Source organism: Sporosarcina sp. P2 (assembly GCF_002743255.1).
Taxonomy (GTDB): Bacteria; Bacillota; Bacilli; order Bacillales_A; family Planococcaceae; genus Sporosarcina.
Window position 1 is genome coordinate 240,504 of the sequence record NZ_PDYY01000002.1, and the last position, 19,005, is coordinate 259,508.

At 36.2% G+C, this 19,005-nt stretch carries 18 protein-coding genes; 2 read left to right on the top strand and 16 right to left on the bottom strand.

Going from position 1 to position 19,005, the window contains the following annotated elements; translation table 11 throughout:
* Nucleotides 1–225 precede the first annotated feature (225 nt).
* From CSV67_RS03650 to CSV67_RS03670, 5 genes are all read right to left on the bottom strand, one after another.
* Nucleotides 226–936: a cytochrome c biogenesis CcdA family protein gene (locus tag CSV67_RS03650; RefSeq protein WP_099630267.1), complete on the bottom strand. Its 711-nt coding sequence runs from the start codon at nt 934–936 to the stop codon at nt 226–228.
* A 79-nt stretch (nt 937–1,015) separates the two neighbouring features.
* The gene (locus CSV67_RS03655; RefSeq protein ID WP_099630268.1) at nt 1,016–1,750 is read right to left on the bottom strand and encodes an urease accessory protein UreH domain-containing protein; all 735 of its coding nucleotides are present in this window, start codon (nt 1,748–1,750) and stop codon (nt 1,016–1,018) included.
* 22 nt (nt 1,751–1,772) lie between these two features.
* Nucleotides 1,773–2,690, bottom strand: a complete 918-nt coding sequence (locus tag CSV67_RS03660; protein ID WP_099630348.1) for a F510_1955 family glycosylhydrolase — start codon at nt 2,688–2,690, stop codon at nt 1,773–1,775.
* A gap of 15 nt (nt 2,691–2,705) precedes the next feature.
* Entirely contained in the window at nt 2,706–3,383 is a 678-nt protein-coding gene (locus CSV67_RS03665) for a response regulator transcription factor (protein WP_099630269.1), read from the bottom strand.
* Nucleotides 3,384–3,398: 15 nt separating this feature from the next.
* Nucleotides 3,399–4,760, bottom strand: a complete 1,362-nt coding sequence (locus CSV67_RS03670) for a sensor histidine kinase (RefSeq protein WP_199173121.1) — start codon at nt 4,758–4,760, stop codon at nt 3,399–3,401.
* A gap of 224 nt (nt 4,761–4,984) precedes the next feature.
* On the opposite strand from CSV67_RS03670, the gene resA reads away from it, so the two are divergent.
* On the top strand, nt 4,985–5,521 hold the full coding sequence (gene resA, locus CSV67_RS03675; RefSeq protein WP_099630271.1) for a thiol-disulfide oxidoreductase ResA: 537 nt from the start codon (nt 4,985–4,987) through the stop codon (nt 5,519–5,521).
* 492 nt (nt 5,522–6,013) lie between these two features.
* On the opposite strand, the gene CSV67_RS03680 is transcribed toward resA, so the two are convergent.
* Together CSV67_RS03680 and CSV67_RS03685 are read right to left on the bottom strand one after the other, a co-directional pair.
* A complete protein-coding gene (locus tag CSV67_RS03680) occupies nt 6,014–7,216 on the bottom strand; it encodes an MFS transporter (RefSeq protein WP_099630272.1) in 1,203 nt (400 codons plus the stop codon).
* 43 nt (nt 7,217–7,259) lie between these two features.
* On the bottom strand, nt 7,260–8,018 hold the full coding sequence (locus tag CSV67_RS03685) for an MBL fold metallo-hydrolase (protein WP_099630273.1): 759 nt from the start codon (nt 8,016–8,018) through the stop codon (nt 7,260–7,262).
* 119 nt (nt 8,019–8,137) lie between these two features.
* Here CSV67_RS03685 and CSV67_RS03690 point away from each other — a divergent pair, with 119 nt between their 5' ends.
* Nucleotides 8,138–8,551 (top strand): Lrp/AsnC family transcriptional regulator, encoded by a 414-nt coding sequence (locus CSV67_RS03690; RefSeq protein ID WP_099630274.1) that lies wholly within the window; start codon nt 8,138–8,140, stop codon nt 8,549–8,551.
* Between the two features lie 336 nt (nt 8,552–8,887).
* On the opposite strand, the gene CSV67_RS03695 is transcribed toward CSV67_RS03690, so the two are convergent.
* The 9 genes from CSV67_RS03695 to CSV67_RS03735 form a co-directional block, all read right to left on the bottom strand.
* Nucleotides 8,888–9,217 (bottom strand): YolD-like family protein, encoded by a 330-nt coding sequence (locus CSV67_RS03695; protein ID WP_099630275.1) that lies wholly within the window; start codon nt 9,215–9,217, stop codon nt 8,888–8,890.
* A gap of 11 nt (nt 9,218–9,228) precedes the next feature.
* Complete coding sequence (locus CSV67_RS03700; protein WP_099630276.1) at nt 9,229–10,488, bottom strand: Y-family DNA polymerase; 1,260 nt, start codon at nt 10,486–10,488, stop codon at nt 9,229–9,231.
* On the bottom strand, nt 10,485–10,706 hold the full coding sequence (locus CSV67_RS03705; RefSeq protein ID WP_099630277.1) for a WYL domain-containing protein: 222 nt from the start codon (nt 10,704–10,706) through the stop codon (nt 10,485–10,487). Before CSV67_RS03705 ends, CSV67_RS03700 begins: the two co-directional genes overlap by 4 nt.
* 235 nt (nt 10,707–10,941) lie before the next feature.
* Complete coding sequence (locus CSV67_RS03710) at nt 10,942–11,730, bottom strand: hypothetical protein (RefSeq protein WP_099630278.1); 789 nt, start codon at nt 11,728–11,730, stop codon at nt 10,942–10,944.
* A 125-nt stretch (nt 11,731–11,855) separates the two neighbouring features.
* Nucleotides 11,856–12,710 (bottom strand): tyrosine-type recombinase/integrase, encoded by an 855-nt coding sequence (locus CSV67_RS03715; RefSeq protein ID WP_099630279.1) that lies wholly within the window; start codon nt 12,708–12,710, stop codon nt 11,856–11,858.
* Nucleotides 12,711–13,220: 510 nt separating this feature from the next.
* A complete protein-coding gene (locus CSV67_RS03720; RefSeq protein ID WP_099630280.1) occupies nt 13,221–14,894 on the bottom strand; it encodes a hypothetical protein in 1,674 nt (557 codons plus the stop codon).
* Between the two features lie 431 nt (nt 14,895–15,325).
* Nucleotides 15,326–15,955 carry a DJ-1/PfpI family protein gene (locus CSV67_RS03725; RefSeq protein ID WP_099630281.1) on the bottom strand — a complete coding sequence of 210 codons (630 nt, stop codon included), beginning with the start codon at nt 15,953–15,955 and terminating at the stop codon, nt 15,326–15,328.
* Between the two features lie 423 nt (nt 15,956–16,378).
* Complete coding sequence (locus CSV67_RS03730) at nt 16,379–17,323, bottom strand: BsuBI/PstI family type II restriction endonuclease (protein WP_199173122.1); 945 nt, start codon at nt 17,321–17,323, stop codon at nt 16,379–16,381.
* Nucleotides 17,323–18,813 (bottom strand): Eco57I restriction-modification methylase domain-containing protein, encoded by a 1,491-nt coding sequence (locus CSV67_RS03735; protein WP_099630282.1) that lies wholly within the window; start codon nt 18,811–18,813, stop codon nt 17,323–17,325. Before CSV67_RS03735 ends, CSV67_RS03730 begins: the two co-directional genes overlap by 1 nt.
* Nucleotides 18,814–19,005 lie beyond the last annotated feature (192 nt).

The window sequence follows — 19,005 nt, forward strand, 5'->3', positions numbered from 1 at the left end:
TGAATCTAATGGTACAGAAAAATTATGCAGTATTAGTGCAATGCATTAGACAAGTATGTGAACGACTTTAATCAAGACCCTCTTATTTATAAATTCCTTCAGCAATATATAAAAGTCCATAGAAAAAAGCCCGTACATGCGACGGACTTTAAATGTGAACTATTACATAATTGACTGTACCTTTTATAACACGATAAAAACCAATTATCCTTAGGGCTAATTTCATCAGAATCCCATAAATCCACCGAAAAATGGGCTAATCCATATAATGATGTATGTTAAACCATCGAAGAAAAGGAGAATACCGAGTGCAATCATTAAGTAGCCCCCGACTTTCGTTATTATTCGGTTGTATTTCTGGATCCATTTAACACGAGTGATAAAAATTGAGAGCAAGAAAAATGGAATTGCAAACCCTAAAACATAGACAAGCATATACCACATTCCAGACCCCGGATTTTGTGCGGCCATCATGAAAACAGCTCCCGTGATAGGTCCAGTACATGGAGTCCATCCCGCTGCAAATGCAAGTCCTATAAGGAATGTGCCAAAATAACCGGCCGGTCGATTCTTAAATTGTAATTTCTTCTCCTTCATAAGAAACTTAGGCGTAAAGAAACCTAAAATCATCAAACCAAAGATGACAATAAAAATCGCACCTATCTGACGGAGTAAATCTTGATACTGATAAAAAAACGTACCGACAAGCGATGAGCTATAACCGAGAAAAATGAAGATAACCGAAAAACCGACTAGGAAAACAATCGTATGGAGGATTCCACTTTTCCGAGACTTCCCTTTATCCGTGTTCATCTCATCAAGTGACATTCCCGTTATATAAGATATAAAAGCTGGATATAACGGTAGTGTGCACGGGGATATAAAGTTTAAAAGACCAGCGCCAAATGCAAGAAACAAGTTCAAATCTGCCAACATCTATATTAATCTCCTCTCTGCCGAATACCCAAAAGTTGTAGACAATTTCCCGCTTGCCCAGTGCAAGAAACTTTATCGATCAAATTCCCCAATAAGTGATGGTATCTGCTATTCCTATGATGATAAGGATAGCACCAGCCAAACGTTGCACAATTCTTCCTGCCTTCATGCTTTTCTTCATAATGAGTCGCTTCGCATCAAAGAGCCATATTAAAAGAAATAGGACAATGAGCGGAAGCGATGTTGCCACACCGAAAACAACGGGCAAGACAAGACCATAGGAAGTAGTCACAACCAAGGGCATAAGCCAAACGAAAAAAAGTACAAACATAGTTGGACAGAAGGCAAGCGAAAAACTTGCGCCCAACATAAAAGAACCTAACTTCCCATTCCGTAGACGCATAGGAATGCGCATCGTTATTTTTTGAAGGAATCCTAGCTTAAGGATACCAAGCAAAACAAGACCGGTAATGATAATAAGCGGACCTATCACTTTACGGAACAATGGAAAGTATTCTGTTAATGAATTTTCGAATGATTCACCAAAGAACCATACGAATAGTCCAAGAAAACTGAACACGACTACTTTCCCAATAATAAAGGCCACAATTTCTCCCATGTCATTCTTCATTTGAATGGTACGGTTTCCATATAAAGTAATTGCGCTCATATTTCCTGTAAGCTGGCAAGGAGCGACAGCCCCAATCAAGCCCAAAAGAAGCGCAACCACAAGAGGATATTGTTCAAAGGAATTTATAAGAATGGTCACCGGTTCAGTTATTACTTGACTGATTTTCGACATCAATCCATACATTTAGTAAGCACCGTCCATTTTCTTATTTCATCAATTCACTATTTTCAGCAAGTGTATTCCAATTGGCCCCTTCATCCATTGTCAAGAAAATATCATTATTATACGTTGCGATGACAATCTCTTTCTCATCCTCCGGATTAACTGCAATAAAAACGATAGGACTCATTTTTTCATCGGGAAGTTGAATCGACATTTCTTTATCGTTCGCAAATGAGAATGATTGGAGTTGTACCGTTTCATTTTCATAGCTCGAATAGTACCCTCCACCTTCAGTCAAAGTTACAGCTAGAACCATTTTCGCATCGTTAAAAAGTGCAAAATTTTCGCCGTAGTCACTCGAAAGGAATATACCATCTTTACTTCCGATGGCAATCATCTCTTTCTGTGACGGGTGAGCCGCCAAATTCGAGATGAATTCCGAGTTGAATTCATTCATAGAGGCCTCATTCCAAGTGGATCCTTCATCCAAAGTATAATGAAGTCCTCCTGTCATCTCTTCTGTAGGCATTTCATTCAGTACATAGATAGCGTTTGAGTCATAACCTGCTGCAAGGTAGTGAAAATCAATTTCCCCATAGAATGCTAATTGTTCAAAGCTAGCACCCCTATCCGTACTTTTGACAAGACCAAGTGGATTTTTATAGTCAGATCCTGGCTCTGGATGACCACTTGAGAAAAAACCTTCACGTATGGCTTGGAAACCCATATAATCGTGCTTTTCGCTGTTTGCTTCTTTCCAACCTTCTTCATCATATTCATAAAGGCCATCATGAGTAGAAATTACAATTTTTGGCCCCCCATTTATATATCCCAAGCCATGTAAGTGTTCAAATTTACTATTTTCCACTTTTTCAAAAGCATACGGTTCACTTTCTTTGCTACAAGCCGAGATGACGACGAGCAGTGATAGTAATCCGGCGACAATTCTCATTTTTTTCATCATGATATTTCTCCCTTAACTCCATTTATATCCAATTCCCCATACTGTCTTTAAAAATTCATCAATGGGAAATCCAGTAGTTTTTAATTTGTCTCTCAGGTTACGTATATGCGAGTCCACTGTCCGGATATCCGTGTACGTGTTATAATCCCATGCAGCATGTAATAATTGTTCCCGTGTATAAGTCTTTGTTGGCCGCGAGATCAAAGCTTCAACAATAAAAAACTCTTTTAGCGTCAGCGGCACTTTCAAGTCCCTATATTGTAATGAATATGTTTCTTTATCTAGCCTAAAGTCACCATAAATAATCATTTCTGTCTCTTTTTCTTCCTTGGGAAAACGGCGCAACAGTGCATTTACCCTTGCCGACAATTCTCGTTCATCAAAAGGTTTTGTAATATAATCGTCAGCGCCGCTCTCTAATCCTTTTACCAAATCAAGCTTATCGGTCCTAGCCGTCAACATGATGACAGGGACATCAGAAAACTCGCGGATTTTTTCGCACACCTCCCAACCATCCATTTCCGGCATCATAATATCCAAAAGTACAAGACTAACTTTCTCCTTCTTAAGTATTCCTAATGCCTTCTTTCCACTTGTCTCTTTGATACATTTGAAGCCATGGGGAATTAGAAATAATTCAATGAGATCTAACATCCTTTGCTCATCATCAATTAGTAAGATTGTTCTCATGTAGGTGTATCCCCCTCATATTATGATGGTGAACGTACTCCCTCTTCCTAAGGTACTTTCCACTTCAATGCTTCCATTGTGGGCATCGACAAGTTCTTTTACGATTGCCAGACCAATACCTGACCCACCTGATGTACGAGAGCGTGATTTTTCCACTCGATAAAGTTTTTCAAAAATGAACGGGGTCTCTTCGGACGGGATTCCGATTCCGAAATCCGCAACGGAAATGGCTACTTTCTCCCCTTTCTTGAAAACCTTTATTGTGACTACCGATTGCTCTATTGAATATTTCAAAGCATTATCAAGTAAGTTCAAAATTATTTGCTCTAATCTCAAAGGATCTGCATGGATTTCGAAATCCTCGTCACAAATTACCTCTAGGCTCAGTTTCTTCAAATTAAAAGAAGGTCCAACAAGCTGGAGGATATCTTCAAAGAACGGACATACCTTAAAATATTCCTTCGACACCGTGAAAGTATTTTCATCCATTTTCGCTAAATCCAATAAGTTTTTAACAAGTTCTTTCATACGGTCCGACTCTTCCGCGATAATTTCAAGATAATGTTTACGATCCTTCTCATTTACCCCTTGTCTCATAGCCACTTTCGAATAGCCGATTAAGTACGTCAACGGCGTACTTAATTCATGAGCAATTGAGGCTAAGAACTCATTACGTTCCGTTTTTAATCGCTCCAAGTCGTTCGCAAGCTTTTGAATAGAACCTGACAATTCGCCAAGCTCGTCATTACCAATGAACGGAAGGCTTACATCGAAATCTCCTTCGCTCAATTTCTCCGTCGCTTCCTTCATTCGGATTAATGGACGTGTAAGGAATTTGGAAAGAGCAGCGTAAATAATAAGTAAAACGACTATACTCGTCACACCTGCCAAACCAAAATACATGTTCAACTTACCGACTAACTGTTCAATTGGACGTGTACTTTGAAACATGATTATATAACCTGAATGGCTTGAATCTACTTTATATGGATGTGCACTAATGATATATGGCAACCCTTCCCAGTCCGAAGCTAGAATCTGATCGTTCTTCAAATCAATATCTTTTGCTGTAGGAAGGTATTTTTCCAGTACCTCTATGTTTTCTTCTGAGCTTTGAATGATATCGCCTTGGCTATCTGTAATTATGACTTCCCGATCTCCGCCTTTTTCCATCAATACAATATGTTTCATTGTTGTATCTGAATAATGTTCGATAAGTACATCCCGATGATTTGAACCCACTGCCAATAATCGGGAGAACTCCTCGTCGATCCGTGAATGAATGATATTCTGATGGAGATATCCAATAAGGGATATTTCCATGATCAGTACAGCAATGAAAAAATAAGCAGTTAGCTTGGTAGAGATTCTGTTCAATTGAACATTCGCCCCTCTCCTGAAATTTAGTATAAAGAACAATTATGAAATAAATATGCAGAAACGGCTGAATATGACGAAAAGAAATGATTCTATCTACAATCATGACAGATTTGTGACTGCATAGTTTTTTGATAGATCTTTAGTATAATAATAATCATAAATAAAGACAGTCCAGGTATGCCGTTCATATCCTGCAAGTTCTTGAAGGGAGCAACCGTAAGTTGAATAACAAAAAGAAGAATCGTTTCATGATGCGGTTAATTGTTTTAATCGTATTGACAAGTGCTATAGTATTTACAATATACAACAGCTTAACAAAAGAAAAACATGATGTATTAAAAGTTGGAGATGATGCGCCTGATTTCGCATTAGTTGACTTAAACGGTGAAAGCCATCAACTCTCTGATTATAAAGGTCAAGGCGTCTTCCTAAACTTTTGGGGGACTTGGTGTGCACCGTGTAAAAAGGAAATGCCTGCGATGGGGCGACAATATGAGGTTTATAAAGATCAAGGGGTTCAAATATTAGCTGTCAATATCGCAGAGTCTGACTTGAAAGTTCGAACATTCGCCGAACAATACGGAATGGTTTTCCCGACCTTAATTGATAAAACAAAAGGTGTAATGCAGTCTTATAACATTAAACCTCTGCCCACTACTCTCCTTATCAATCCAGAAGGCAAGATTGTAAAGATTATAACAGGAGAAATGTCCGAAGAGGACATTAAAGGATATATGGAGCAAATAAAGCCTATTTAAAACAGGCATAAATCATTCTGATATTGTCACGGGGTATTAGAAAAAAGGCAATCATTCCATCAACGTGATTATTGCGGATGAATTGAGCCACTTGTGCGGAGTTTTGAGCCAGTGATTGCGGAAGATAGAGCCACCGTTTGCGGACGGGAGAGCCAGCAATATAAATAAGAACAAACTCTTGTATAATAAAAGTTGCATGCAATCAAGCAGGACACTATTGTGGATTTAAAATAAAGTCACGACGTTTATAAAAAAGTTGCGAAACTTTACCCCTTTGGATTTTTTATCTAAAGGGGTATTTCCTTGTAAAAGACTTACTTAATTAAGTAGTTCAGTGTAAACTGAATTTATAGGAATAATTGAAATGATATATGTAATTTGTGAATGATTTCACTTAAACTAACTGGCAGTAGAGTTGAACAAGGACTAAAAATCACGTAAAACACAAAAAAGGACACCCTATGCTCCTTTTGGATGTCCTTTACTAAACATCTATCTACTTGATTCAAACGTACGTACTCGATGTGCAGATTCTTTTTTGCCGTGTAGGAAGTAGTAAAGGACAGACATTGCAAAGACGAGGATACCCAAAATTGCATACAGTCCATTAAAACCAGTTATTGGAATGACTAATCCAAGAATAGTCGGACCAAATCCATTACCTAAATCAAAAAAGATAAAGAAGGTTGCTGTGGCAAGCCCCATACGGTGGGGTTCAGCCAAATTAACCGCTATTGTCTGACTGACTGACGAAATGTTACCAAAACCAAGACCGATTAAAGCACCTGCCAATAAGAAGGTTATGCTATTGCTTGCTGAACTGAGAAGTAGCATTCCGGCTCCAAACAGGATAATGGCGGGATACATGATAAAGTTTGCTCCTTTTTTGTCCATCATCCGGCCGGTGAATGGTCGTGAAACTAATACAGAAGCCGTATATACAATAAAGAAAAAGCTTGCCGTATCCACCAAATCCAACTCGATAGCATATAAATTTATATATGAAAGAACGCTGGAGAAACTGAAGGTCATCGTAAGGATAATGATGGCAATGGGAAGTGCTTTAGGCTCAATGAAGCTGGAAAGCTTAAATCCTGCATTTGATTTCTCCACTTTCGGTGTTTTTGATACAGGGATATTAACGAAAAATCCGGTTACTAAACTAATAATCCCTAAAACAAGGCCAAGACTAAAAATCATGTTGAAGCTTGTATGCTGAGTCATGTAAAGGCCGATGAATGGACCGAGTCCAGTAGCCAGTGCTGTACTTACAGCAAAGTAGCCAATTCCTTCCCCTCTCCGCGATTTCGGGAGTGTAAGGGCGACAATCGTACCAATCACGGTAGTCGCTATCCCCACTGTAATACCGTTTAAAAGCCGGCTCATTATGAGAAAGGAAATCCCGTAATCTATAAAGTATAACAATGTAGTTAATGTGAAAAAGATTAACCCGATGATTAATATTCTTTTTTGTCCAATTTTATTCATTATAGGACTAGTAAACAAGCGACCGATTAATGCCCCGATAATGAAAATCCCGGCAACAAGACCAGCTTGACCTGTAGATGCATTGAATTCATTTACGGCATAAAGGGCGATGGTTGCATTTAATAAAAAGAATATTAACGTTAAGAAAAAATTCACTAAAGAAAGAATGATAAAATCTTTCGTCCACAATCTAGGTTTTGTTTCCATTCGTTTATCTCCTTTCTCTAAAATAACTTGTCCATTTTTAAAACTAGAAGGAGTATGATTCGCCGTCCTCTGGTACTAAAACATGGGTAGACATTCCCTTTTCCTCAATAAAACCTTTTAATTCTTCTCTGGATAATGTCCAATGATTGACGGCTTCCATATGGACAGAAATAATTTTTGCGTTCGGTGCAGCTTTATGCACATCATAGATATCCTCTTTCCCCATAACTAGGGAACCACCTTCAAGGAATTGATTATCTCCACCATTTACTACAATGATGTCTGGATCATGTGTATTAATTACTTCTTGGACGCCTTCATACCAAACTGTATCACCAGCCACATATAGAGTTTTTTCAGTTGGGTGTTTGAAGACAACGCCACAGACCTTGCCAGCAAGTTCTACCATTTCTCCTCTTCCATGCTCGCCTTTCGTTTTAATTAAATGAATGTCCTCAAAGATTGAGTCCTTCTGTAAAACTTCTATATTTTGGAAACCAGCATTTCTAATCTCTTTCTCATCTTCTTCATTTTGCACAAACATTTTGATCTCTTTTGACAATGCCTCCTTAGCAGCATCATCCCAATGGTCATAATGTAAATGAGTAATAATGACAGCATCAACATTAATGATATTCTCAATGGATGTGGGTAAGCTGACTAAAGGATTGTTTTGAACTTGTCTTGCTGAATGTGGAAAAGGTGGGTAAGCCCCCTTTTCTGCTAAAAATGGATCTATTAAAAATCTTTTGCCTGCATATTCGACAACTAATGTTGCATTACGAATGTGGTGTATATTCATGATTGATTAACTCCTTTTCTTTGAACTACGTATATTATATACTGTAATCAAATCACGAATACATAGATGAATTAAAGTCTTTTCACCGTTTGACTTTACTATTGAAAGGAGTTAAATAAATGTTAGATAAAACAGATATGCTTATCTTAGATGAACTATCTCAGAATAGTCGAATCACGATGAAAGGATTGGGTGAAAAAGTCCATCTGACTGGACCTGCTACTTCGGCTAGAGTTGCGAAGTTAGAAGAAAATGGAGTGATTGAGGGTTATTCAATTAAAGTAAATAATGTAAAATTAGGTTGTTCTATACATGCCTTTATTACAATTTTTAACAAAAACGATTATCACCAACCTTTCCTATCATTCATAAAAACACAAGAACAGTACGTATTGAATAATTATAAAATCAGTGGCGATGGTTGTTATCTTCTTGAATGTAGATTTCCGTCCAATGAACTATTAGATAAATTTTTAATGGAATTAAATAAATATACAAATTATAAATTATCTATTGTTATTAATAAATCATAGTTAAATGAGGGTTTGTGAATAAATGTACTTAAATTAACTGGTGCTTTAGTGGAATATTCGCTTTCCGAAATAATCAATCTTTTTTTAAAAAAACCAAACTTAAATCTGCTGGATAAGAACCCATTTTGATCAATCTTTTGTTATTAAAATGGGTTCTTATTACTTATTGTAAAATAGGGTTTGGGAGGTGCTTATGATCAAACCTCTTTTTAAAGCTACACAAGTGGCTCCCTCACCCGCATTCACTGGCTCTATTGTCCGCAACTCCGCACAGCTGGCTCAATCTGTCCGCAATACTCAATCAACGGAATGATTGCCTTCCTCCTTTTATAAGAATCAATTAACAACTTGCACGCTAAAGACTTCTGACACTTGTATTCTCTTTATTCCAAATGGATTTTCGAGAATAACAACATTAGATTGTAAATCAATATCTTCAACTATCCCTTGATGTTGAATGATTAATCCGTTAGCCCATGTTTTAACTAGGGTTTCGCATTTCTTCTTATATGCTAATTCGAGCTCTTCTTGAACCAATTGAAAATCCCACTCGTTCAGTTCCGGTCTTTCAGTATAATGATCCTGATCCATCCATTTTCGTAATTCGACTACATGCTCAGGTAGCATCATTCCCTGCCACTTGATGTTCCCACGGTCGCGAATCATACTACTATCACCTATCCTTTATGTCCACCGACTAATTTTGATCTTTTAATAGCCGTCCCTGCATCTGTTAGTGAAACAGCCCTTAGGATTGCTGTTGACCCATAACGAGTCCTGATTTCATCCATAGTTGTACCAAGTTGTCGCACTTGCCATTTTTTCGTATCAAATAAACTCAATTGCATCGAATGCTCATCTTCCAATTTTGTAATCGAAACGGATATTTGACGAACTGCTCGCTTATCATAGTTTTCATTCAATAAAACCATACAGACTTTGTAAATTTTCATTGTATCGTTGGTCGCTTCATCAATCGTGCGAGATCGTTGAAACCCGCCACCAAAGGCATTTTTACTATAGCCGATACCGAGCGATATTGTGCGTCCAGCCTGGTAATTCTCTCTAGCTCTTCTTGCTACGTCCTCACACATTTCTAGAAGAACCGCATTCACTTCTTCTCGCGAATTATAGTCCCTAAGAAGAATTTGGCTCTTCCCATAACTAACTTGACCTTCGAGGATTGGTGCACCCATCTCGGAAAGGTCAATTCCCCATGCGTGATGGTACAATTGATTTCCCAATACGCCAAACTTCTTTTCAAGATTTTGTAAATTGGCATGAGCCAAGTCGCCAACCGAAAATATCCCCATATTGTTCAAAGACTTTTCCGTTTGGCGACCAATCCCCCACATTTCACTTAATGGGGAAACTGACCATAGTTTTGTTGGTACATCCTCAAAGGTCCATTTCGAAAAGCCTGTTTTCTTCGCTTCTAAATCAAGTGCAAGCTTTGCCATTAACATGTTCGGTCCCATACCAGCCGTGGATGGTAATTTTAGCGTCTCCAATATTTCTTTTTGAATATCTTTAACAGTTTGTACTGGGTCTCCCCACAACTTCTCGGTTCCTGTAAGATCAATGAAGCTTTCATCAATACTATATACGTGGATTGCTTCAACAGGAACATATTTATGAAGTATGCGGGTAACAGCCATCGACATTTCTAAAAAATAACCCATTTTTGGATCGAATAACTTAATGTCCGGGTGGTGTGGGATTTCGTACATACGAGTACCTGTTTTCACGCGAAATCTTTTTTTCATTGAAGGAGACGCTGCAAGCACGACAGAACCTTTTCGCTCTAGATTACCAACGACCGCAATCGGCACTTTTTGAACATCCAAATTATGCAGTGAAGCCATACAACTAGCGTAAAAACTCATCATATCTATACATGCGATGTTTCGGTTTGGAAATTTATCGTAGTCAATCATACAACCATCCGCTCTCTTGAAGTGACGGGAACGAGCGCAAGGATGTTATCAATTTTAAATGTACGATTGGATTTTCGTAAATAGCAATAAGCCCTGAATGAAACCTCGCCAACCTGCATCACTTTGATTCTTCGCTTACTAATTGCACCGCCTTTCGACATGTATATCATATCTAAGATGTAATTCCGTTCCACCGACTTAATCAACTCAATACGCATGTTTGTTCCCTCCTCTTTTAATCAGTATACGGAATGTACGTTCGTAACACAACGAAAAATAAACACTTAACAAAAGTTACCAGAAGTGGACTCTTTGTTAAGTGTTGTACTCGATTGTTTTCTTTTCTCTCAATACACTGGAAGTTAATTAATAAAAATATTACTATTGAGAACGTTAAATAAACTGTAAGGTTTCCCTTTCTCAATAGCATTTTTCCTTCCTTATGCTACAACTTTATTCGTTTGGGGCCTCTTCGTTCGAATCAGATGATATTGTTATATCATACAAATCCTCGATACTGTTCAGAATCCTGACGCCAGGTCTTCCTTCTCTTCCGATGTCACCAAAATGAAGGTGAAATCCATTAGGATTATCATCAATGAATTTGCGATCAAAATTACGGGCAGGTGTGTAAATCCTTAACTCTTGTTGATTATCAAAGTTCTGACGTCTTTTAACCGCATACCCTAATTCTGGATGTTTGTCATACTCCGTTTCCGAATATAAAGGTGCATCATCCAAACCTTTATATTCTACCGCATGCATCCATCCCCCCTTAAATCTAGGATCGTTTTCTAGTAACCCTTGTTCCAAATCTTTTACACCATGAAAAAAAGCAATTCTTCTTCCTTGAAATTCATTTTTGAAGGAATCTATGATATCTGAAGGAATTCGTTTTTCTTGAAACTGATCAACCGTAATGTAAAAGAAACAACTCATGTAAACATCAAGCATGTCCCGATCAATTTTCGCCAGAAACTCCCGGTCAAATTTTCCCTTTTGTCCTCGTCGAATGTTCAAGTAATTATTTCTCGGCTTTGGAGGATGAATATAATATCCATCTAATCGATCTCCAAATGCTCCATTTACTCCGTCTTCTCCCCATTTGCGGAAAATATCAGCGTGAGAAAAGTAAAGGTTATGTCTTTCCTCGATATCATCCACATGTTGAGGATCATCCCTGATGGCTTTCAGAAGTAATAACGGCGTGTTTGATAATGCGGGTTTTCTGTTCAAATTCAAATCGGTTACCCTATTTCATCTAATTTGCAAAATGTTTTTTTAATGCCTTTATTAAATATTCAACCTTCGAAATCTTTATTAAACTTAAGCATCAGTAAAAGTGTACAACTAAGCAAGTATCCTTATTAAAGACGATTCATTTTCTCCAACATTTCTTTTTTTGTGGGGTTTGTATATAACATCGTCGTATGAATATTTGAATGTCCGGCTTGATTCGCCACTTCATGAATACTCATGCCTTTCTCAATCGCATTTGAACAGAAAAAATGCCGTAGATCATGTGGAGTTATATCTTTTCCAATCTTGGCTGAATAAGTATTAAACAACCTATTCACAACAGTACGATCTAACCTTCTGTTTCGATTGCTTGGAAAAAGGAATTCGCAATCTATTCCTTTATCTTTTCTTTCCCCCAGCCAAGACTGTAAGGCAATTTTCACTTTCTCCCCCATAAAAACTGTTCTAGATTTATCTCCCTTCCCGTCTACAATAAGTATTTCACGGGATACCAAGTTAATATCAGTTACTTTTAAATTGAGTGTCTCTGAAATGCGTAATCCGCCATAGGCTAGAACAGTTACGATTGCATAATTTCTTGCCTTTCCACTATCCAGTACTAACTGACGAAACATTTCTGCATCCTGAAATTCAACTTTTGCAAGGGACGCATACTGCTGCTGAACTTTAACGAAATCACTTTTTTCAATAACCAGATCCGATTGTTTTTTTGTATGAATTAAAAACTCGTTGAATTTTACCAAACCGCTTAATTTCGTGTTAATCGTTTTAGGTCCTACGGCTTCAATTGTTTTAAGATAAGATATATATTCCCGCATATTTTCCCGGTGCAACTTTGTGAATGAAACGCCTTTTGATTCATCGAACCATTTTATATATCCATTAACGGATTGAGTGTATCCTTTGATGGTATTTTCACTTAGGTCACTTGAATTTAAATATTCCTGGAAAGCTTCCATCATAATATCATCTCCTGTAAATTATGTTGCATTTATTTTTCATTATAATTTATAAACTATGTTGCATTATAACCTTAATCCTATCTAATAAAACACAAAAATACAACATAATTTATTTTATGTTGCAAAAATAAAACACTCACTATTTACTCTGAATGTTTATGATTATCTCTTCCGATACGCCAAAGCGATTTTCGAAAGTATATTTCATACGCATAACCCTCTCTTTAAATAAAAGAGTTGAATGTTTATCAATGCTAGATAAGGTATACAAAAAATTCAAGAACTTCATTATAAAACTTAGATAGACAACTGAATGAGCTGGAAGTATATCTAAAACATTAGCTTAAATGGATGTGCGGTCTATTGTTGTTTTGAATAAACTTTGATTATAAGAATTGTGGAAAGCCATATTTAGTAGCAAAGAACCCATTTTTAACAAAGAATGATCAAAATGGGTTTAATGTATTAGTTGATGACTCTTTTTAAAAAAGCTTGATTACTATTTATAATTTATAATTCTTTTGAAATTAGGGCATTATTAAATTCGTTCCAATTATAATACTTAAAATTAAAATCATTCGAAGTTAAATAGAAATTTTCTCGTGCAGTAATAATTAATGATTCTACCTTATACTCATCATCGTAATCTATTTGCCAAAAACGTGTTACAGATTTTATATTTAATTCTAAAATTTCATGTCTAGCATTTACCTTCTCAATAGTTTTCTTACTAGTTAACCGTCTTGTATCCTTACTTATCATTTCTTTAAATGAAATTGCTGGCTGATAATACTTAACTTCAATATTATAAATAATCTTTTTGTCTTTATCAACAGCTAGAATATCAATATCACCTAAATGGTATAGAACATTCTCTTCACTATCATTAAGTATACTTTTTATTTCAAATCTGGGAAGAGTAACTCTTTCACCTTTGATTCTCCTTTTCTCAACAGGTAAGGTATACCCATTTTCTAACAAAACGTCTGCGACACTCGCTACAAAGTAACTTGTCATATGTTGATTTATTTCATTTAACTCACTATTCATTAATTCTAAATTATTTTTATAGCTATCTATAAAGTAATATGTGAAGTGACTTGAATGATGAAGTGCTTTAAAAATCGCTGCATTTTGAAATAAATCATATGCCCCAAAAATTAATAGGTTATCCACAATATTGATAGATTTCAATTCATAAAGTATTCTCTTAGAATTTAGATCTTCTTCGCTATTAACTTCTTTTAAGGAAAATAAGTCTATTACTTTTTCAAACTGTGAGTATTTGATTTCAAATGATTCTTTAACAATTTCATAGAATTCCCGTTTGTCTATTATAATTAACTGACATGAATGAATTTCAAATCTATAAGAATCAAATAACTTGTTGTTTTTAAAAGCAGTAAGGGAGACAGCATTAATTTCTTCTGAAGTCAGACCATATTTTTCATTCAAAAACTTATCTACTTTATTTTTCAAAGTTGCTAAATCCTTATCTTCATCTATTAACTTTAGCTGCAACGCTTTGTTTTTTATTGTATAATTTTCAGGTTTTTCAATATGAGGACTAGATCTTGCTTTTTCATAATATACATCGATTATTTCCTCTTGTTTTTGACGCTTTAAAATTTCTGATATAGTAATTTCTTCACTAACATTTTTAAAAACACCAAATTTCATATTCTCTAAATTGGTTAATACTCTTGCTAAAGAAATGGCTGTTATTAGATTACAATACCCATCTTCACGCTCCCCAATTGATGCCCCCCTGTACTCGATAATTTTATGAGCTAGCTCTATTAATAAATTAGCTACACTGTACTCATTCATTAATAACCAATAGCTTTCATCGGCAGAATCTATTCCAGCTCTAAAATATTGACGTTGCATAAGTATTACCGCTAATAAATCTCCACGTGTATAAAATGATAAATGTAATTTAATAATACTTCTTATTTCTTTGTAAAGATCCTCAATTGTTGCAGTACTATATGTTCTTTCTGAAAAACGTAGTTTTAGATATTCTTCTGTTTTTATAAAGAGAACACCTTCTTTTTCTATTGAATCAAACCATGATATTAGCCCATTAGAAAGAGAGTATTTTAAAAACTCCCGATTGCAATCACTACAATATGGTGTGTTGGAACTTATTGAAATTACATTTCGACATTCTAAACAATTCATATGCGATGCGCCTCCATTTGTATAAATTGATCATTTCTACTTGACGGTTACACAAACCAATCATCCCACCCAATTGCTAAACTATCTACCAAACCCTGACTAACTTTTTAATTATGATCCTAATATATGACACCCTAGGAACCTATTCTTTGGCATCTCCGATTGAGGCGTCAAAACCCAAAAGTATGGCACCCGAAAGTGTTTTAGATAAAGACACAGTTCAGGAGTACTCTATTTTGGAATTTGTAAATATTGTTGCTTTAGAATAAAGTTTGATCAAATTGATCCTAATAACTTTACTAAATGAACAAAAGGAAAGAGAGTGTTTCGAAAAAAGAAGAATCACTTCTGTGACCCTTCTTCTGTTAAAACACCCTTTAATGGAAGAATACTTTACTGGTATAAGTTAGTATTATTCTTAACTAATTTGCTCAAATATCAGTTGAAAACTCAATGGTATTTGCGGTACGGTTAGACATTGATTCATCAAAGAGTTTCTTTACTACATGTAAGGTCATATTTATACCTGCTGAGATTCCGGCTGCAGTTACAACATTTCCTTGATCCACATATTTTACTTCCTTGACGACGTTTATGTCTGGATAACTTTTCTCTAAAAAACTTAATGCTGCTTTATTGGTTGTTGCTGACCTTTCTTGTAATAATCCAGCTTTAGCAAGAAAGAAAGCTCCTGTGCACACTGATATAACTAATTTTTCTTTACCATAACTCGCAATCCAGTTAATAATACTTTGATTTTCTTGAACAGTTATTATAGCCCCTAAAGGACCACCCGGAACAACTATTACATCAAAATCTGGAGCATTTTGAAAACTAAAATCTGGTTGTACTATTAAACCATTATGTACCTTAATTGATTCACCATTTTCTGATATAGTATTTACTAAGAATGGTTTTTCTTTCAGATCTAATTGATTCATAAATAACTTTCGTACATCCTCATCCTTGTAAGTAGACATGTTAAAAACTTCGTAGGGACCTGTAAAATCTAAAGCATCAACATCATCAAATAATAATATCCCAACACTGAACTGTTTCATAATTCCGAAAACCTCCTTTTAACAAGCATATACCCGCCAAGGGTAATTGTAAAAGATTATTTCCACCCGCGGTTATTCAATAATATGATCCTGTACCACGATTGGGGTTTTACAACCCCAACAAAGGAATAAAAGAAAATCCTATTTAATTTAAACCAGATTTTTGGTCAAACTTTATTACAATTCATCAAACTTTTTCCTTAACGATTAGACATTTTCATAAATTATAAAACTTTATTTCAAAGCCACAAACATACAGAAAAAGGTCGTATTGCTAAAATGACATCCTAAAGAAATTGATTACGCACATGCCAAAGAAGTTAAAGCTACATATGAAAATACACCTAAGATTTCGACTGAACAGTAGAGTATCAGTAACAAAATCTTAGGTGTATAATTTTCGGAATCTTGCTATATATGTAATTAATACGGTCCTAAGAAACGTACTCCATTGAAATGAATCATATGGGAAGGCGCATCAGCAACCCAAACTTCTGTCTCCCAAGCTATGTCGCTTAAATACCTAGCCATTAATGCTCGGCTTGGAAATGCCGTTACATAGACAATACCGACTTTTGAGTCTTTGAATAACTTCTCTAACTCACCATGTCGTTTTCCATCAACAGGTCCATGACTTGTTACTGATTCTACTAATATCAACCACTCTCTTTCAGCACAGTAGATTATTACATCAGGCATCTTACCATGAGCATTTACCTCTATGCCCAATTCTTTAAGACCTGATTCATCGAAATAACCTAGCTTCTCACCCGTATCCCCCGCATATATGAGGACACCGCCGGGTACGAAACGAGGTCCAAAGTCTTCGATGATTGATTTAATCAACTCACTATGTTCACCCGGAGTAATAAGTATTTCCTTTCCTGGTGCGATTTGAACCGGAATTTTGTTTTGCTCTCTTTCTTTTGCATACCTTTCCACTAACGTCTTTCGACCTTCAAGATACTCTGAAAGTGCCAGCTCCCACTCAACAGTACCGTACTTCTTAATGAGTTCTAATGTTTCTTCCTCAATTTGATAAACTGCCTTGGGGCTATTTACAGGTCTATCCGGTTTATCAGGGTTGTATCTTGCAATTCCCGCATCCACGAATTGATGCATTGAAGCTCTTCTAAAGGTCTCACGTGTATTCGGGGCATATACCTTACCGTACTGCTCTTTACTGAAGTCCATCATGGGCGTGATTCCAATCAATCTTTTTTTTGATTGATGCCACATCTCCTCTGGACTAAGATCTAGTAATGCCAATAAACAAAGGCCTGATCTTTCGTTCTGTTGGGCTTTTGGTAAACCAAGTTCCTTTAATATTTCCATTGCCTGGGTGATATTTGAATGTATTGTTTCCACTACAATACCTCCTTCAACTTATTATCAATGTCTTCTTGTGTTATATCATCTTTTGAAGATAAAGACCAACTTCCAAGAAGAACCAAAATTTCAGTTGAAGGGAAAAACATTGCTCTAAGATCGGTCGCATTCACTTGTGTATGCCCATTAAATAATCTAAAATACTTATCCACCAAAGTAGAGCTTAAATAAACATCTAAGCCAAAAGCCAGTTCCCGTTGCATACCATTTTTCTCTTTATGCAACACATTTAAGCCATTGTCAAAACCGAGTACGGGCGAGTTAAATATATCTGGAATGACAACCCCAGATATCACTCTTTTACGCTCTTCCTTTGAAGAACGTCTTCTAATGATGGTATAAAATCCATTTGGATAAAACATTTTTTCAGTATCGTCATTTCTTACAATCGCATTAGGCTTTTTCGAATTTTCTTTTACCCATTTAACACCGTCTGGCTCGATATGTGTTGGATAGAGCAAAGGAACAGTTCCATCTTCTGGCATCATCCGTAGATTTTCTTTTGTTCTGAAACCTACAACAGGTCCAGTTGATACACTTATACCCAAATCCTTTAATGAGTACTTAACGGACGGGAACAATTCCACAATACTTTCCTCCTGTGATGTAGGAATGTGGAAAAAGCTCTCTTCATCACCTTTTTGAACAACCTTATCAAATGGATAATAGGTCTCATTATAATCGGTAAAGCTGTCGTCCTTTGATGTGGAAATCTTCACCTGACCCTGATTCCCTCCACGCTCTAACATCATGATCACATTTTCTTGTAGAACTGCATCGTCTTTGAATGCTTTATCACGGGATTCAAATAAGTGGAGATGTTTTATTGTTGTTTTTTCTAATATTAATTGTCTAAATGGCTTGTAGTACGGTCCGTTACAGAAACTACGGGGGATAATTGCTACAACTTGCCCACCTTCAGCTAACAATTTGATTGCTAGACTTACAAAGGCCGAATATAAATTGACTGTCTCAATCTCTACACTTCTAAGTAATTTGCGATGTAATGAATTACTTCTAATCTTCCTGTATGGAGGATTTAAAATCGCGTGAGTAAACCCAAAATCCAATTGACGAAACATACCGAGTTGTTTATCTAATACGCTGACTCCCCATTCGATAAAATCTTCGGGTACTTCTAGTGACTCAAGAGCCAATTTACCACGAAAAGGAGAAAGTGTATCTTGTATACGATGTCCTAAAATATTGTCTACCTCGACTAATGTACACTCCGCACTGAAAGTTTTCTGTTCCGATACTAATCTCTCCATTAGTGCGGCTGTTAGTGTTCCAATCCCCGCACCTGCATCTAATATCTTAGGGTTCTCTAACTTATCTTTATCAAACAATGATGCCATGAATCTTGCTACAGAAACTGGCGTTAGATACTGACTATACTCCGCTTTATTGACAAGCAAATTATTTAGTTCTATACGCTCCCTATCAAGCACTTCAATCGTTTCACTCATGACTTCACCTTCTTTATGTTTTTATGATTTAATATATCTCTTTCCATTATAACATCGAAATCAAGCTTCTTTGTTATTTAATGCAGTTTGCTTCGAGTTTAACGGTTACCTGAAATCGCTTGTAACATTTTCGACTCTATTTGTTAGCTGTTGTAGTATAGTTTTATTGTTTTTACAAAGCATAAAAGTATA

What these genes read in the sequence shown, in the direction of transcription:
- CSV67_RS03650 (WP_099630267.1), bottom strand. Translation starts at nt 936, where the DNA reads ATGTTGGCAGATTTGAACTTGTTTCTTGCATTTGGCGCTGGTCTTTTA.
- CSV67_RS03655 (WP_099630268.1), bottom strand. Translation starts at nt 1,750, where the DNA reads ATGTATGGATTGATGTCGAAAATCAGTCAAGTAATAACTGAACCGGTG.
- CSV67_RS03660 (WP_099630348.1), bottom strand. Translation starts at nt 2,690, where the DNA reads ATGAAAAAAATGAGAATTGTCGCCGGATTACTATCACTGCTCGTCGTC.
- CSV67_RS03665 (WP_099630269.1), bottom strand. Translation starts at nt 3,383, where the DNA reads ATGAGAACAATCTTACTAATTGATGATGAGCAAAGGATGTTAGATCTC.
- CSV67_RS03680 (WP_099630272.1), bottom strand. Translation starts at nt 7,216, where the DNA reads ATGGAAACAAAACCTAGATTGTGGACGAAAGATTTTATCATTCTTTCT.
- CSV67_RS03685 (WP_099630273.1), bottom strand. Translation starts at nt 8,018, where the DNA reads ATGAATATACACCACATTCGTAATGCAACATTAGTTGTCGAATATGCA.
- CSV67_RS03690 (WP_099630274.1), top strand. Translation starts at nt 8,138, where the DNA reads ATGTTAGATAAAACAGATATGCTTATCTTAGATGAACTATCTCAGAAT.
- CSV67_RS03695 (WP_099630275.1), bottom strand. Translation starts at nt 9,217, where the DNA reads ATGATTCGCGACCGTGGGAACATCAAGTGGCAGGGAATGATGCTACCT.
- CSV67_RS03700 (WP_099630276.1), bottom strand. Translation starts at nt 10,488, where the DNA reads ATGATTGACTACGATAAATTTCCAAACCGAAACATCGCATGTATAGAT.
- CSV67_RS03705 (WP_099630277.1), bottom strand. Translation starts at nt 10,706, where the DNA reads ATGCGTATTGAGTTGATTAAGTCGGTGGAACGGAATTACATCTTAGAT.
- CSV67_RS03715 (WP_099630279.1), bottom strand. Translation starts at nt 12,710, where the DNA reads ATGATGGAAGCTTTCCAGGAATATTTAAATTCAAGTGACCTAAGTGAA.
- CSV67_RS03720 (WP_099630280.1), bottom strand. Translation starts at nt 14,894, where the DNA reads ATGAATTGTTTAGAATGTCGAAATGTAATTTCAATAAGTTCCAACACA.
- CSV67_RS03725 (WP_099630281.1), bottom strand. Translation starts at nt 15,955, where the DNA reads ATGAAACAGTTCAGTGTTGGGATATTATTATTTGATGATGTTGATGCT.
- CSV67_RS03735 (WP_099630282.1), bottom strand. Translation starts at nt 18,813, where the DNA reads ATGAGTGAAACGATTGAAGTGCTTGATAGGGAGCGTATAGAACTAAAT.